Genomic DNA, 14891 nt, shown 5'->3' with positions numbered 1-14891 from the left:
CACGTGTTACACTTCGCGCTAAATTTGATACCCCGGTAAATGTCCGTGTCCGATCGCTTTCCTGAAGATTTCCTTGCGCTGATGCGCACCAGCCTGGCTGACGAAAATGAACTGCAGCGTTTCCTGGCGATTAGCCAGCAGCCGCTGCGCCGCAGCCTGCGCGTCAATACGTTGAAAATCAGTGTGGAGGCGTTTTTAGCACGCACCGCGCATTATGGCTGGCGCTTAACGCCGGTTCCCTGGTGCGCCGAAGGATTCTGGATCGAGCGGGAAGATGAGACATTGCCGCTGGGCAGTGTGGCCGAGCACCTGAGCGGTTTGTTCTACATTCAGGAAGCCAGCTCAATGCTGCCGGTCACCGCGTTGTTTGATGCCGCGCCAGAAGCACGCAAGGTGATGGATGTGGCCGCTGCACCCGGTTCCAAAACCACGCAAATGGCTGCGTTGATGCGCAACGAAGGCGTGATCCTCGCCAATGAATATTCAGCCAGCCGCGTGAAAGTGCTGCATGCCAATATCAGCCGCTGTGGTGTCAGCAATGTGGCGTTGACGCACTTTGATGGTCGTGTGTTTGGTGCCGCCCTACCTGAGCAGTTTGATGCCATCCTGCTGGATGCGCCCTGCTCCGGCGAAGGTGTGGTGCGTAAAGATGCCGACGCCCTGCGTAACTGGACACTGGCCAGCACTGAAGAGATTGCCGCAACCCAGCGTGACCTGATCGACAGTGCATTCCATGCATTACAACCTGGCGGCACGTTGATCTACTCCACCTGCACGCTGAACCAGATTGAGAACCAACAGGTGATCGCCTGGTTGCAGCAGCGCTATCCCGATGCAGTAGAAATCGTGCCGTTGCGCGACCTGTTTGACGGTGCCGAGCGTGCATTGACGCCGGAAGGCTTCCTGCATGTCTTCCCACAGATTTTCGACAGTGAAGGCTTCTTTGTCGCACGCCTGCGCAAAACGGCCAGCATCCCGGCGCTGCCCGCGCCCACCTATAAAGTGGGTAAACTGCCCTTCTCGCCTGCCAGCCGCAAGCTGGTTGCTGAAGTGCAACAGGCGGCAGCACGGGTGGGTATCGAGTGGGATGAGCAGCATTCGTTGTGGCAGCGTGATAAAGAACTGTGGCTGTTCCCGGCTGCGCTGGAAAACTGGCTCGGCAGAGTGCGGTTCTCGCGCATCGGTCTGAAGCTGGCAGAGACCTTCCCGAAAGGCTATCGCTGGCAGCATGAAGCGGTGGTTGCCCTGACTAAACCGGGCAGCGCACTGGATTTCGAATTGACGGAAACGGAAGCAGAAAGCTGGTATCGCGGCCAGGATATTCATCCTGAAACCGCACCGGCACGCGATGAAGTGATCGTCACCTATCAGCAGCAGCCATTGGGATTAGCCAAGAAAGTCAGCAACCGCATCAAGAACAGCTACCCACGCGAACTGGTGCGCGACGGCCGTCTGTTCCGTTAACCCTTACTGAAGCTGAACCAGCGTTAAGCGATTACCGAACACTGCGCCGGTATCGATATAATGCTGGTTCGCCACATTGAGCGGCTGTTCCAGCGGCGTGTGGCCAAAATAGAAATCGCTCGCGCCGTCGATACTGGCGGAAGCGCCGCGATGATGACGCCCGAGGCGATCGCGGCTCCACACCACCTGATGCCAGTCCACGTCCTGACCCAACTCATAATGGCTGGCTGGATAGTCGGCATGGGCGATCACCACCACGCGGTCGGCTAACTCCAGGTGCAAAATCAGCGGCAGATCGGCACAGCGTTTCAGCGCATGGCGCGCCGCAATTAAATCCGCCCCTTTTAATTGCCAGAACCAGTCACCGCCGTTCATCATCCACAGCATAGGGTCTTGCCCTTCCAGCGCCGACAACGCCATCTGTTCATGATTACCGCGCACACAGCGAAACCATGGCTCCTGCAACAGCTGTAAGCAGCCGGGGCTGTCGGGACCGCGATCGATCAAATCCCCTACCGACAGCAGCAGGTCTCGCTCTTTATCGAAGTCATGCAGAATGAGCTGCGAGTCCAGTTGAGCGCGGCAACCATGCAAATCGCCCACCACCCAAATGTTACGCCACGTTTTGGCACTCACCGTTTGGTAAAACATGTAATCTTCCCCGGTTGACTGGAAGTTTAGTGAACCCGGCATAAAGTATAGTCCGGTGAGTTGAAGCCAGGGGAGGGAGCAGCGTGAGTAGCCGTAAACAATTTATCGGTGTACTGGTGTTTATATTTCTCGGCAGCCTGTTGTTGCTGGAATCGCTGGCGCGTTTGGTGCATCTGCTGTTTGTGGGCTAATCGCTGTTTCCTGTCGCGCTAAACACCTAAACTCCTTTCGATTCATATAAAGGAGCCAACATGAGCCAGAACATTTACGATAACCCCACCTTCTTTGCCGGTTATGCTACTTTACCCCGCTCGGTGGAAGGATTGGATGGCGCACCTGAGTGGCCCGCATTACGAGCGATGCTGCCCGATCTGCAGGACTTACGCGTCGTTGATTTAGGCTGTGGATACGGCTGGTTTTGCCGTTACGCGCAGCAGCATGGTGCCCGTGAAATCCTGGGGATTGATGTCTCAGAAAAGATGCTGGCGCAAGCGACCGCCATGACTTCTTCACCGAACATTCGCTATCAACGTGCGGATTTAGACACTCTGCAGCTCGATAAAACCTATGATCTTGCCTACAGCTCACTGGCATTACATTACCTGAGTCACATCGAGCCGTTATTCACCACCCTGTTCGATGCATTAAAACCTGGCGGTATGCTGATCTTCTCCTGCGAACACCCTATTTATACCGCTCCGCTTCAGCAGCAGTGGATTGTCGATGATCAACAGCAGCGCAGTTGGCCAATCAATCATTATCAACAGGAAGGCGATCGCATCAGTAATTGGTTTGCCGATGGCGTGAAGAAGCAGCATCGCAAATTAGCCAGCTGGATTAATGCGTTGATTGGTGCCGGATTCGAGATTGTGCATCTTGATGAATGGGGGCCTACCGATGAGCAGGTAAAGCAGAATCCGGGCTTAGAAGAAGAACGCGACCGTCCAATGATGTTTTTATTGTCTGCCAGAAAACCTCAATAAATTTCAAAAGCGGCTGCGTCCTGCAGCCCTGATGAAAGTCCCGTCCGGCGCTTATCTCCGGCGCTCATTAAAGGCGTTAGCTCTGTGCGGGACGGCGATCACTTTATCAATCCAGACAATTCTGAACAAGTTAAATGATATTAACTATCATTCTCATCATTGCTTTTTTACGCTTCGCTTACATTAGTGATGTTTATTTAAGCTTTCTTCCTTCCTGCCGATAACGTCCTATCCTCTTTCCTCCTTTATGAGAATATGAAAACGCTTTCTGTTATCACACTTATGCTGTTGCTTGTCAGCATGCCCACTCACGCCAAAAAGCATGTTGAACTGATCGAGCAAGGCAATTACATCAACAGCGAAGGACAATCGATTCATCGTCCCGCACATACGCAAAATAATGACGTTCCCGATGGCGCAACCGCTCGCTGTCGCGATGGGTCATACAGTTTCAGCACGCATCACCGCGGGACCTGTTCTCGCCATGGTGGCGTCGCGGAATGGCTGGCATCTTAAGCCACACGCAATAAGCAGCATGTGCCAGGCTTAAAGGACACTATTTTCTTAAGGAGTGAGCAATGAAAGACTATTATAAAATCGATCTGGAGCTTTTTATGCAAAATAACGTGGACTTGATTCGCGAAATAAAAAGCAAAGCGCCGGTTTATGCGGATGAGTTGGGATTAGAGCTGGTGCAGTATATTAACCGCGAAGTGAAACAAGCCCATCTGGATTATATCGAAAGCCTCGGCGTGCGCGATCCCTATGAATATTACGTCTCGCAACATGAAGAAGATCGTCACCTGGCTGACACGCTAATTGCTCAGCATCGTGCCGCCTTACACCACACCGCTTAACCAACTGATTTGCCACACAAGCCGTGTGGCAAACGGTGCTCTTTAATGCGAGAGAAAGAATATCGCCAGCAGGAAAAATCCCCATAATCCGGCAAAGGTCGCAAAGCCGACACGAGGCGTTTTCGTCCGACCGACTACCACACCGATAAAGATGCTTAGTAGCGTTAAGGTGCCAATCATTACCCAGAGAAGATATTGCGCATTTGCCATGAAGGATCCTTATTAATCGGCAATAAAAACAGTGCGCACTCTTATACCATTTTTCACGCTAACTGGCTGCTGTTAAATGTCCGCATCTTTCGTGCTGGCTTGAATTCATTACGCCGTTGGGTGACTGCAACGCACGGCTTTTAATTGTTCCAGCTCATTTAACCGTGCCGAGGCATGCTTGTTGGCGCTAGCCTTAGCGATACCGTTGCCGATGCCAAAATCGCCGATGAAACCAATCACCGTCAGCGCATCAAACTCACCGGTTATGTCGATCTGCTGCTGGACACTGTGGGATTTCGCAATTTCCTGATCCAGTGCCGCACAATTGTAGGTTTGCGCTTCTTCATCACTGACTTTGGGTGATTGCGGGTATTGTTTCAGGGCGCAGCCACTGATCAGCAGGATAGTGGTGAACAGTACAGCAGATTTGAACATCTCAAGACTCTCGTTTGGGCTGGCAGGGTTGGCGTATTGCTGAGAGGAAATGTAGCACGTGAAGCGAGGCGCGATTGGGTGAATAACTGGGCGATTTGCGGGTATTTTGCGCAAAGATTAGGTTAGGATTGCGGGATATGAATTTAATTCGGATATAAAGGTTTCGGACAAACTTCGGGAAATCTGGGTGAGGAGTAAATTATAATCATAAAAATCAATTACATAAAAAAAGACCCAATACGATTCCTGTATCGGGTCCAGGGAAATGGCTCTTTGAGAGCCGTGCGCTAAAAGTTGGCATTTTTGAAGGCGAGTTCGCCTTGCCATTTAAAGGTAGTCCAAAGGTGGTTATTTTCCAGCCAACCGTCACAATGCGGTCAGGAAGCTGCCAACTCTGTGATCGTGCTGACACATCGGGAAAGCAAGCGTAGCGGCAAAACTGTGCGCTACGCCCGAATTTTGCAGGGATTACTTACCGCACAACTGCTGCGCGCGATCAATGATCGGTTGCAGGCTCATTTTCTGGCCAGGATGTGCTTTGTCTTCCGCCACGATGGTATCGATGGATTGCAGTGTGCCCTTGCCGGCATCAGCGCGTGCTTGTGCTTTATCATTCAGCGGATACTGCAACAAGGTGCTCGGATTGATGGCAAACAGCGCGCCGTCTTTCTCACAGGTCAGCATCACCTCTTCGCGGGTGAAGGGCCATTTGTCCTTGCCAATCTCAAAGCGGCTGACGGTAATAATCTGTGCGGCCATCGCCTGGCTGCACAGCGCCATCAGAATGCAGGCTGGAATCAATTTCTTCAGCAAAATGTCGACCTCATTTTTCATTTATGACAATTCAGGCCGGTGACAGCGTGGCAAACACGCTAACCAATCCGACAACAACAATGGCCAGCAGCAGCTCAAGCTGCGTCAGGCGAATAAACTGCTGCGGCGCGTGACTGCCCGCGACGCGAAAACCTGGCACCAGAACATAGCGATTGATCAGCGCAATGCCCACCATCATCATTACCAGCAACACTTTGACCACCAGCATCGCACTCCACAGGGTCGTGCCCCAATTGAGCGGTGTGCCGCCAATCAGCAGGCTGTTGATCAGCCCGGTAAGCAGCGCCAGTGAGACAGCCAGATGCCCATAACGCGAAAAGCGCATCATGCAGCGAATCGCATCGGTGCGATACGTAATCTGACGGGCTTCACGCATTAGCAATATGAGAGGCAATAAGCCGCCGGTCCAGAACGCAGCAGCAATCAAATGCAGCGCGTGATTGATCTGCTGCAGCAAGCCGGGTAAACCATCGCGCATCGCGGCATGTCCGACGCCTGCCAGCGCCGCCAACTGCAACAGACCACTTATCAGTAAGAGCTGCTGGCGCAGTGTGCCACGCAGCAGCAAGGCCAGCGTGCTCAGCAGTGCGAACCCCAGTTCCCAACACCACACCGCGCCAAAGCGAGTGGCTAAAACCGCCTGCCAGGTTTCCAGGTCAGCGACATTGTGCCAGTCACCGCTCATCAAACCGGTTTGCGTGGCGAGCATTAACACCGCACTGAGCAGACTCAATAGCGCTGTCGTGACTAAAATTTTGTGCAAACGTTGCGCCAGCACCGGGCGATAGCGCCGCGGCGCCAGCAGAGCCGTATAGAACGCGCTGCCAGCCAGCAATAACACCGCAATAAAATGCAGGGCGCGCAGACTAATCCACAACGTGCTCAGGCTCATCGATTACTTCACGCTGAACGCGTAGCTTCCCTTGGTTTTGTGTCCATCAACGGACAACACATGCCAGTTCACCTGGTAGTTGCCGGATGGCAGCGGCTTGCTGATTGGCACGATCAACTGATCATGCTTTTTGTCGTTGAGTTTGGCTTTTTCCACGGCCATCGGCTGATTCTGTGCATTGAGCACTTCAACACCGCTGAAGGCAGGCTCAACATCTTCTGTGAAGGTCAGCGTCAGATTTTGTGGCGAGCTGTCGATCACCGCTTTATCGGCGGGAACCGGCGTTTTCAGGTGAGCATGTGCCAGTGCAAACTGACTGAAGACCAACGTGGATGACGCCAGCAACATCGCCACAATCGGGTTTAACGCAGTTTTCTTCATCACTTCTTCCCTTTGCCATGCGGCGCTCTGCCGCAAACGTGGCAGCAGGATACGCCGCTGGCAAAGACGTGTCGAGACTTGCGGTGCGATCCAATTTCCTTGATCCGTAAAGGGGAAACCATTACTTTTGCCCCTGTTTATCAGGAGAAATGCATGAGCCAAAACCTTGCCCTGTTGTCGCAGGAAGAGAAAGACAAAGTCAATGTCGATCTGGCCGCCGCAGGCGTGGCCTTTAAAGAGCGCTACAACATGCCCGTGATCGCGGAAATGGTCGAGCGCGAGCAGCCGGAAGCCCTGCGTGAGTGGTTCCGTCAGCGCTTGATGAGCTATCGCCAGGCATCGCTCAGCCTCTCTCGCCTGCCCTACGAACCTAAACAGAAGTAATTAATCTATGTTACGCGTTATCGATACCGAAACCTGTGGCTTGCAAGGCGGCGTGGTCGAAGTGGCGTCGGTGGATGTGATCGACGGCCAGATCGTCAATCCAATGAGCGATTTGATTTGCCCGGACCGCCCTATCAGCCGTCAGGCGATGGCGGTGCATCGCATTACGGAAGCAATGGTCGCCGATAAGCCGACCATTGAAGAAGCGATTGGTCGCTATCATGGCAGCCCCCATTATGTGGCGCACAATGCCAGTTTTGATCGTCGTATGTTGCCGATCATGCCCGGTGAATGGATCTGCACCATGACGCTGGCGCGCCAGCTGTGGCCGGGCATTAAGTACGGAAACCAGGCACTGCGTCACAGCCTGAAGCTTGACGTTACGCCACCTGCTGAACTGCATGCGCACCGTGCGTTATATGACTGCTATGTCACCGCTGCGCTGCTGATCCGCATCATGGAGACCTCCGGCTGGAGCGTCAGTGATATGGTCGGCCGCTGTCAGCCCGCAGAAGTCAGCGGCGATGTGTTCCCGTTTGGTAAATATCGCGGACAAAGCATTGGCAGCATTGCGCGTAAAGATCCCGGCTACTTACGCTGGGTGCTGGAGAATGTGCGCGATTTGCGCCCACCGTTACGGCAGGCGCTGCGCAAGTACGTGAAAGTCGATCAATAATCGACGCGGTCTGGCAAGCTGCCCTGCGCCAGACCGATCAGGAAAGTAAACTCCTGCGCTACCCCTTCATAGGCTTTAAAACGCCCTGATTTACCACCGTGACCGGAATCCATCTCGGTACACAGCAGCAGCAGTGTATCGTTGGTTTTCAGCTCACGCAGTTTTGCTACCCACTTCGCCGGTTCCCAATACTGCACCTGGGAATCGTGCAATCCTGTCGTCACTAACAGATGCGGGTAGGCTTTCGCTTCAATGTTGTCATACGGGCTGTACTGGCGAATGATGTGGTAAAACTCTTCTTGCTCCGGGTTGCCCCACTCGTCATATTCGCCGGTGGTTAGTGGGATCGACGGGTCCAGCATGGTCGTCACCACATCGACAAACGGCACTTGCGCCACAACACCGTGGAACAGTTCGGGGGCAAGGTTCATCACACCGCCCATCAACAAGCCGCCCGCACTGCCGCCCATCGCATACAGCTGCTGCGGATTGCCGTAGCCTTTCGCCACCAGCGCCTGCGTCACATCAATGAAGTCGGTGAAGCTATTCATCTTATTCTTCAGGCGACCATCGTCATACCACTGCTGCCCCAGTTCGCCACCGCCGCGCACATGGATAATCGCGTAAACAAAACCGCGTTCCAGCAAGCTAATGCGACTGGTGCCGAAACTGGCATCCATGCTACTGCCATAGGCACCATAGCCGTAAGCCAGCAGTGGATTGCTGCCCGGTTTGAAATGCTTGCGGTGATAGACCAGCGACACCGGCACTTCAGTGCCATCACGCACCGTGATCCAGTGATGTTCGCTTTTGTAGTCATCTGAGTTGAAGCCCGGCACCGGCGTCTGTTTCAACACCCGGCGGTCGCCCGTCTCCATATTGAGTTCAAACAGCGTGGTTGGCGTGGTCATGGATGAGTAGCCATAACGCAGCGTGTCACTTTCCGGCGAAGGATTGTATGCCAGCCAGGTGACGTAAGCCGGATCGTCAAAGGCGATCCCGATGCTTTCTCCACTTTCCCAGTTGATCTGGCGCAGCGTATTGACGCCGCGCTGGCGCTCTTCCACCACCAGCCAATGGCGGAACAGCTGGAAATCCTCCAGCACCACGTTATCGCGTGCCGGAATCAACGCCTGCCAGCGGTTCTCCGCCAGCCATGCGCTGCGATACAGGCCAAAGTTTTTGCCGTCGCGATTCGAGCGAATATAGAACTGGTGATTGTAGTGATCGATGCTGTACTCGTGATCGCGACGACGTGGACAGAATACCTGCGGCTGCGCATCCGGATACTCGGCATCAATCAGCTGGATCTCACTGGTGGTGGTGCTGTACATCGCGATCAGGATGAAGTGCTCGGAGGTGGTTTTGTGCACGCTGAGGTGGAAGCTCTCATCCTGCTCTTCATACACCAGCTGATCGTCTGATTGCGGATGACCTAACTCATGGCGCCACACCTGATAGGCCAGTAACGTTTTCGGATGCTTACGCACGTAGTACAGCGTGCGCGAATCATTGGCCCACGCCACGCTGGATGAAGCATCACTCAGCACTTCCGGATACCAACTACCACTCTCTAAGTTACGGAAGCGGATGCCATACTGGCGGCGCGACAGAAAATCTTCCGCCAGCGCCATCACCTGGTTGTCGGGTGAGATCGCCAGTGCGCCCATGGTATAGAAATCACTGTGAGAAGCTCGTTGATTGCCGTCGATCAGCAGTTGCCAGGGTTCATCCGCTGGTGCGTTCACCGATTGACGAAAATAGAGCGGGTATTCGTTGCCTACCTCATAGCGGCTTTGATAGCAATAGCCGTTTTTTACGTAGGGAACGGAGTGGTCCTGCGGTGGGATGCGGTCGACAATCTCTTTTAATATCCGTTCCTGCAAAGGATCTTGCGACGCCATCATCGCTTTACCGTACGCATTCTCGGCGTGCAGATGCTCCAAAATCTCTGGGTTTTCACGCTCGTCATCGCGCAGCCAATAATAGTTATCGGTGCGCGATTCGCCGTGCAGGTTCATGACGTGGGGGATTTTTTTCGCTTGCGGCTGGTTCATTCTGGCTCCTTTCCCTGAAAGACAACATTCAGCAAGCGTGGCACTTATCACGCGGGAAGCCAAGCAGCAGCGCAAAGGAAGTGTAACGAAAGGAGCGCTTTTTCATGCGCTCCCTCGTCAAGGGTGGTTAACGCAACAAATTAGCTGGAAAATCAGCGGGCAATTCACTGGCCGCACAGGCGATGACCTCATCATTATCGGCACCGCAATCTCGCACCAGTGTGATGGTGGCAAATTCGTCGATCACTTCAGTGGGATAAGCTGGACCCGCTTCGCGATAACGATTCATTTCGTTGAGATGTTCATTCTGGAAGCAAACCGTCTGCTGCGGGTTGTTCATCACCCAGCGGGGGAAGAAGATCGTACCGTGAAACAATCTGTCTCCCAGATTCGCGATCAAACTGACGTCAGTGCCGGTGGGTTCAGTCCAGGAAACTTTGTAGACCTCTTGCGCGACTCGCACAATATAGGCGCGCTGGTCCTTAACCCAACGATTACCCACCATCCCGCTATGAATACGATAATCAACGGTGCTGGCATTTTTAATATACAGCTCATAGTTCCAGCCATTGTCATAGGTATAGATAAGGTGTTTGCCAACAAATCCAGCCAAATCATTTTTATCGAAGGTGCTCATAATGTGTTCTCCTTTGGTTTGAAGCCAGATTACGCCTTCACTTACCTGATGAATAACGCTATGTTTCGATAAAATTCATTCAAAATTTAGATGATATGCATAAATCAACGTTGGAACAGTGGAGCTTGTTAAATGAGGTGGTGCTGCGCGGCAGTTTCGCCAGCGCGGCCGAGTCGACACATCGCAGCCAGTCTTCGGTAAGCTATAACCTCGCCATGCTGCAAGAACGCCTTGAAGTCACCTTGCTGGAGACCAAAGGAAGGCGCACCGTGCTGACGCCTGCAGGCGAGAAGCTTCTGGCGCAGGTCAGGCCACTGTTGAAAGCTTTCTACGCGCTGGAAAGCACCGCCAGCGCTATGCGCAACGGTGAGCGCAGCCGCATCGAACTGATGGTGGATAGCATCTTGCCGCGCGAGCATTTGTTCAGTGTGCTGAGTGAATTCCAGCGTCTCTATCCAGGTACGCAGGTTAACGTCACCGAGGTGTTGGAAACGCAGATACCGGATAACAGCCAGGCGGATGTAATGGTATTGAGCCAGCGCCAGCCCGGGACAGGCCGGGGCGAATGGATGATGAATGTGGATTTCGTGGCTGTTGCGCACCACCAGCATGCGTTACATCACTTGAACGGTGCGGTTAGTGCTGAGCAGTTAGCGGAATATCCGCTGATCCGCATTGCCGATCATCAGCATTTTAGCGTACTGCAGGAGCACCATCAGGGAGAGATCTGGGCTTGTTCCACCATCGAGGCCGCAATTGAAGCGGTAATGCATCAGGTTGGTTATGGTTGGTTACCGGAGACCCGTATTCAAGCCGCCCTGGCGGCAGGAATATTGAAGATGCTGCCACTGCAACAGGGCGTTCGTCGCGTTACAGCGCTGCATTTACTGATCAATAACGAGATCATTGTTATTGATGCACAGTTGCAAACGCTGCTCGATCTGATGCGCAATAAAGCCTGGATATGATCCAGGCTTCAGCATCATTACGCCGCTTTCTCCGCCTGAATATCGCGCTGAATGCCGTCGCGCACATCCTGTGGGATCTTAAGGGCATCACCCAGTGCAGAGAGATAGCTGCGCTCCATAAAGTGATCCACATCGATGGCGGCACAGCTGAGGAAGTACAGTTCCAGCGCCTCTTCTTCGTTTTTCACATCTGCCGCCAGCCACTGTGGATCGAGTGGACGGTTCATCGCCTGCTGGATCAGCGTTTCCGCCTGTGAACCATAACCCGCCTGATGGATATTCTGCTCAATAGCGGCACGTTCGCGATCGTCAATATGACCATCGCTTTTGGCGGCGAACACTAACGCCGTCACCAAACGTTCAGCGCGTTGATCCACAGGTGTCTGCAACTGACCAAATCCCGGATCATCCTGATGGGTTTCACGCACGCGCTGTTTGTACTTATTCCACAGCACCGCACCGGCAGCCGCACCGCCGCCGACCAGCAAGGCTTTACCGCCGTATTTGGTCAACAGGCTTCGCGTGGACTTGCTGGCCACCAGCAATCCCGCTAAACCACCCAGCGCGCCGGGGGCCAGCATATCGCTCAATCCACCGGCTTTGCCGTCGCCGCCCTTCTTCGCCAGCACCGACTGGATTTGCTGCAACCAATTGCTCATCGTTTAACTCCTGTTTAAGTTTCCGCGTTCCATGCTGCCGTAGCGAGTGTCAGGTAACGTCAGAGCGGGAAAAGTATGGCAAACCTGATGAAGGCGAAAGCGTGAGTACGCAAACGTTTTCGTATATACTGCGCGCGCATTTTGACTGCTAAGGTGAAATTATGACGACTCTCGGAACCGCGCTGCGCCCTGCCGCAACGCGTGTGATGCTGTTAGGTTCAGGCGAATTGGGCAAAGAAGTGGCGCTGGAGTGTCAGCGTCTGGGTGTGGAAGTGATTGCCGTGGATCGTTATGCCGATGCCCCTGCGATGCACGTTGCACACCGTAGCCATGTGATCAATATGCTGGACGGTGATGCGCTGGCTGCGTTAATTGCGCTGGAGAAGCCGCACTTTGTGGTGCCAGAAATTGAAGCTATTGCCACTGAAAAACTGCTGGAACTGGAAGCTCAAGGCCAGAAAGTGGTACCTACCGCGCGTGCTGCGCGCCTGACCATGAACCGCGAAGGTATTCGCCGTCTGGCGGCAGAAGAGTTGTCGTTACCGACTTCAACCTATCAGTTCGCTGACAGCAAAGAGAATTTCGTCGCAGCCGCCAATGAAATTGGTTTTCCGTGCATCGTTAAACCAGTAATGAGCTCATCGGGCAAAGGTCAGAGTTTCATCCGCGAAGCGAGCCAGCTGGATAAAGCCTGGGATTACGCGCAGCAAGGCGGACGTGCCGGTGCCGGTCGCGTGATCGTCGAAGGTGTGGTGAAATTTGATTTCGAAATCACCCTGCTGACCATCAGCGCAGTGGATGGCATCCATTTCTGCGCGCCGATTGGTCATCGTCAGGAAGATGGCGATTACCGTGAATCCTGGCAGCCACAGCAGATGACCGACCTGGCTCTGCAGCGTGCACAAGATATCGCATCTAAAGTGGTGAAAGCGCTGGGCGGATACGGTCTGTTTGGCGTTGAGCTGTTTGTCTGCGGTGATGAGGTGGTGTTTAGCGAAGTCTCGCCACGCCCACACGATACCGGCATGGTGACGCTGATTTCTCAGGATCTGTCCGAGTTTGCTCTGCATGTGCGCGCGTTCCTTGGCTTGCCAATTGGTGGCATTCGCCAGTATGGCCCGGCGGCTTCGGCGGTGATTCTGCCACAGCTGGATAGCAACAATGTGCAGTTCGTGAACATCGAAGCGGCATTGGGTGCGGGACTGCAGTTGCGTCTGTTCGGCAAGCCAGAGATTGCTGGTCAACGTCGTCTGGGCGTAGCGCTGGCTACCGGTGACAATACCGATGAGGCGATTGCGCGTGCCGTGGCGAGTGCCGCAGCCGTGAAAGTAGAGGGCTAATTCCCTCAGCTGCTGACAGCGAAAAAGGGCGGCCACCAGGCCGCCCTTTCAGTTCCAATGATTCGCACCCTGCCAGATGCGTTACTTCGCGCCTTCAACGGCTTCGCGAGCCAGACGCGTAATGCGATCCCAGTCGCCGCTTTCCAGCGCATCGTTCGGCACCAACCACGAACCACCAATACAGAGCACGCTTTTCAGCGCCAGGTAGTCACGATAGTTGGCCGGTGAGATACCGCCGGTTGGGCAGAAGCGCACCTGTGGGAAAGGACCGCCAATCGCTGACAGCGCTTTAACACCACCATTCGCCTCAGCCGGGAAGAACTTAAACTCACGCAGGCCATAATCCATACCCAACATCAGTTCAGAAACGGTGCTGATGCCCGGAATCAGTGGTACCGGACCTTCAACTGCGGCTTTTAGTAACGGCTCGGTCAGACCTGGGCTGATCACGAACTGCGCACCGGCATCAGTCACCTCTTTCAGCTGCTGGGTGTTGATCACTGTGCCCGCACCGACAATCGCTTCTGGCACTTCTTTGATCATCGCACGCAGCGCGTCCATCGCGACCGGCGTACGCAGCGTCACTTCCAGCACACGCACACCGCCGGCCACCAACGCTTTGGCCATCGGCACGGCGTGTTCCAGTTTGTTCACCACGATCACCGGCACAACCGGGCCCGTTGTCATGATCTGTTCAGCAGTGGTTTTCCAGTTCTTCATCAGGTTTCCTTAGTGGCATCAGCCCGACTCACATCCGGCTGTCAATGTTTGGGCTCTACCATACAAGATTGGCTGGAGCGGCGTCTATCGGATATCAAAAATTATTGAAACTCTGGTTCAATTTTAAGAAAAATGAATTTTCAAGTGGGAAGTTTTTTTCCTTCTGCATCATTCATCCCCATTGCCTGAGACAAATCTTTATCCGAAAAACCCAGATATCAATGACAACACGATAAGTAGCAGGATAATCGCGGACGCAAATGCCATGCCCAGCAAAATGGCATGGAATGCGAGCGTTCCGCAGCTAAATATCAGCGCGCCCCTGACACTCCATTTGTTCTCTTTACGCATACCACCAACGAAGGCCATGAGTAAGGCCGCCGTGGCGAGGCTAAGAACAACGGTAGTCAGTATTTGATCGATATTGATTTTCCTGGCGGGTTCACTTGAGGAAGGAGCTTTGCCTTTCAATCCGTCGATAACGCCTTTTTTAATCTCGCCAACGTGTCTGGCAACGACACTCTCAAGCGAAGGAGGTGCCGAGTAAGGCCCAGTTGAGAAATGGATAAGGCTGATAATCAGAGCTATCGCTCCCAATATCATACCGGCTGAACTCCATGCATTTTTTACCAGCTTATTCACACAATAATCCTTTATTTGATCAACCTGCTCCGTGCAGCAAATACTGTTACACGCTTTCTGACCCGTCAACGCTTACATTTTACAGAAATAAAAAAACGCTT

19 protein-coding genes are annotated in these 14891 nt (G+C 53.6%); 8 read left to right on the top strand and 11 right to left on the bottom strand.

Annotation, left to right across the window (positions count from 1 at the left end):
- Positions 1 to 39: 39 nt before the first annotated feature.
- Positions 40 to 1464 carry a 16S rRNA (cytosine(1407)-C(5))-methyltransferase RsmF gene (gene rsmF / locus WFP70_RS01865; RefSeq protein WP_337022434.1) on the top strand — a complete coding sequence of 475 codons (1425 nt, stop codon included), beginning with the start codon at positions 40 to 42 and terminating at the stop codon, positions 1462 to 1464.
- A gap of 3 nt (positions 1465 to 1467) precedes the next feature.
- Here the strand turns inward: rsmF and WFP70_RS01860 are convergent, their stop codons facing one another.
- On the bottom strand, positions 1468 to 2115 hold the full coding sequence (locus WFP70_RS01860; RefSeq protein ID WP_034828689.1) for a metallophosphoesterase: 648 nt from the start codon (positions 2113 to 2115) through the stop codon (positions 1468 to 1470).
- A 251-nt stretch (positions 2116 to 2366) separates the two neighbouring features.
- Here WFP70_RS01860 and WFP70_RS01855 point away from each other — a divergent pair, with 251 nt between their 5' ends.
- The 3 genes from WFP70_RS01855 (at position 2367) to WFP70_RS01845 (ending at position 3955) form a co-directional block, all read left to right on the top strand.
- On the top strand, positions 2367 to 3098 hold the full coding sequence (locus WFP70_RS01855) for a class I SAM-dependent methyltransferase (protein WP_337022433.1): 732 nt from the start codon (positions 2367 to 2369) through the stop codon (positions 3096 to 3098).
- A gap of 255 nt (positions 3099 to 3353) precedes the next feature.
- Positions 3354 to 3614 (top strand): DUF3761 domain-containing protein, encoded by a 261-nt coding sequence (locus WFP70_RS01850; RefSeq protein ID WP_160833641.1) that lies wholly within the window; start codon positions 3354 to 3356, stop codon positions 3612 to 3614.
- A 62-nt stretch (positions 3615 to 3676) separates the two neighbouring features.
- Positions 3677 to 3955 carry a hypothetical protein gene (locus tag WFP70_RS01845; RefSeq protein WP_160869865.1) on the top strand — a complete coding sequence of 93 codons (279 nt, stop codon included), beginning with the start codon at positions 3677 to 3679 and terminating at the stop codon, positions 3953 to 3955.
- 42 nt (positions 3956 to 3997) lie between these two features.
- Here WFP70_RS01845 and WFP70_RS01840 read toward each other — a convergent pair whose 3' ends face one another.
- The 5 genes from WFP70_RS01840 to copC all read right to left on the bottom strand — a co-directional run bounded on the left by WFP70_RS01840 (position 3998) and on the right by copC (position 6707).
- Positions 3998 to 4165, bottom strand: a complete 168-nt coding sequence (locus WFP70_RS01840; RefSeq protein ID WP_337022432.1) for a hypothetical protein — start codon at positions 4163 to 4165, stop codon at positions 3998 to 4000.
- A gap of 108 nt (positions 4166 to 4273) precedes the next feature.
- Positions 4274 to 4600 (bottom strand): hypothetical protein, encoded by a 327-nt coding sequence (locus WFP70_RS01835; RefSeq protein WP_337022431.1) that lies wholly within the window; start codon positions 4598 to 4600, stop codon positions 4274 to 4276.
- A 468-nt stretch (positions 4601 to 5068) separates the two neighbouring features.
- A complete protein-coding gene (locus WFP70_RS01830) occupies positions 5069 to 5416 on the bottom strand; it encodes a YebY family protein (RefSeq protein WP_337022725.1) in 348 nt (115 codons plus the stop codon).
- Between the two features lie 28 nt (positions 5417 to 5444).
- On the bottom strand, positions 5445 to 6326 hold the full coding sequence (gene copD / locus WFP70_RS01825) for a copper homeostasis membrane protein CopD (RefSeq protein WP_337022430.1): 882 nt from the start codon (positions 6324 to 6326) through the stop codon (positions 5445 to 5447).
- A gap of 3 nt (positions 6327 to 6329) precedes the next feature.
- Positions 6330 to 6707: a copper homeostasis periplasmic binding protein CopC gene (copC, locus tag WFP70_RS01820; protein ID WP_337022429.1), complete on the bottom strand. Its 378-nt coding sequence runs from the start codon at positions 6705 to 6707 to the stop codon at positions 6330 to 6332.
- 153 nt (positions 6708 to 6860) lie between these two features.
- Here copC and WFP70_RS01815 point away from each other — a divergent pair, with 153 nt between their 5' ends.
- Positions 6861 to 7091 carry a DNA polymerase III subunit theta gene (locus tag WFP70_RS01815; protein WP_034828680.1) on the top strand — a complete coding sequence of 77 codons (231 nt, stop codon included), beginning with the start codon at positions 6861 to 6863 and terminating at the stop codon, positions 7089 to 7091.
- 7 nt (positions 7092 to 7098) lie between these two features.
- The gene (exoX, locus tag WFP70_RS01810) at positions 7099 to 7767 is read left to right on the top strand and encodes an exodeoxyribonuclease X (protein WP_038646533.1); all 669 of its coding nucleotides are present in this window, start codon (positions 7099 to 7101) and stop codon (positions 7765 to 7767) included.
- On the opposite strand, the gene WFP70_RS01805 is transcribed toward exoX, so the two are convergent.
- A complete protein-coding gene (locus WFP70_RS01805; RefSeq protein ID WP_337022428.1) occupies positions 7761 to 9824 on the bottom strand; it encodes a prolyl oligopeptidase family serine peptidase in 2064 nt (687 codons plus the stop codon). The genes exoX and WFP70_RS01805 overlap by 7 nt on opposite strands.
- 127 nt (positions 9825 to 9951) lie before the next feature.
- On the bottom strand, positions 9952 to 10464 hold the full coding sequence (locus WFP70_RS01800) for a phenolic acid decarboxylase (RefSeq protein WP_176505730.1): 513 nt from the start codon (positions 10462 to 10464) through the stop codon (positions 9952 to 9954).
- Between the two features lie 92 nt (positions 10465 to 10556).
- Here WFP70_RS01800 and WFP70_RS01795 point away from each other — a divergent pair, with 92 nt between their 5' ends.
- The gene (locus WFP70_RS01795) at positions 10557 to 11429 is read left to right on the top strand and encodes a LysR family transcriptional regulator (protein WP_337022427.1); all 873 of its coding nucleotides are present in this window, start codon (positions 10557 to 10559) and stop codon (positions 11427 to 11429) included.
- A 17-nt stretch (positions 11430 to 11446) separates the two neighbouring features.
- Here WFP70_RS01795 and WFP70_RS01790 read toward each other — a convergent pair whose 3' ends face one another.
- Complete coding sequence (locus WFP70_RS01790) at positions 11447 to 12088, bottom strand: tellurite resistance TerB family protein (protein WP_337022426.1); 642 nt, start codon at positions 12086 to 12088, stop codon at positions 11447 to 11449.
- Between the two features lie 161 nt (positions 12089 to 12249).
- Here WFP70_RS01790 and purT point away from each other — a divergent pair, with 161 nt between their 5' ends.
- Positions 12250 to 13428, top strand: coding sequence for a formate-dependent phosphoribosylglycinamide formyltransferase (gene purT / locus WFP70_RS01785; RefSeq protein ID WP_034828670.1), 1179 nt, complete (start codon positions 12250 to 12252; stop codon positions 13426 to 13428).
- A gap of 81 nt (positions 13429 to 13509) precedes the next feature.
- On the opposite strand, the gene WFP70_RS01780 is transcribed toward purT, so the two are convergent.
- Both WFP70_RS01780 and WFP70_RS01775 read right to left on the bottom strand, forming a co-directional pair.
- Positions 13510 to 14148 (bottom strand): bifunctional 4-hydroxy-2-oxoglutarate aldolase/2-dehydro-3-deoxy-phosphogluconate aldolase, encoded by a 639-nt coding sequence (locus WFP70_RS01780; protein WP_034828669.1) that lies wholly within the window; start codon positions 14146 to 14148, stop codon positions 13510 to 13512.
- 198 nt (positions 14149 to 14346) lie between these two features.
- On the bottom strand, positions 14347 to 14790 hold the full coding sequence (locus WFP70_RS01775) for a hypothetical protein (protein WP_337022425.1): 444 nt from the start codon (positions 14788 to 14790) through the stop codon (positions 14347 to 14349).
- Between the last annotated feature and the right edge of the window lie 101 nt (positions 14791 to 14891).

Source organism: Pantoea sp. USMM079, from assembly GCF_037153115.1.
Lineage (GTDB): Bacteria > Pseudomonadota > Gammaproteobacteria > Enterobacterales > Enterobacteriaceae > Pantoea > Pantoea communis.
Note: the sequence above shows the minus strand (reverse complement) of the source record. Positions and strands in the feature narration are given on the sequence as shown.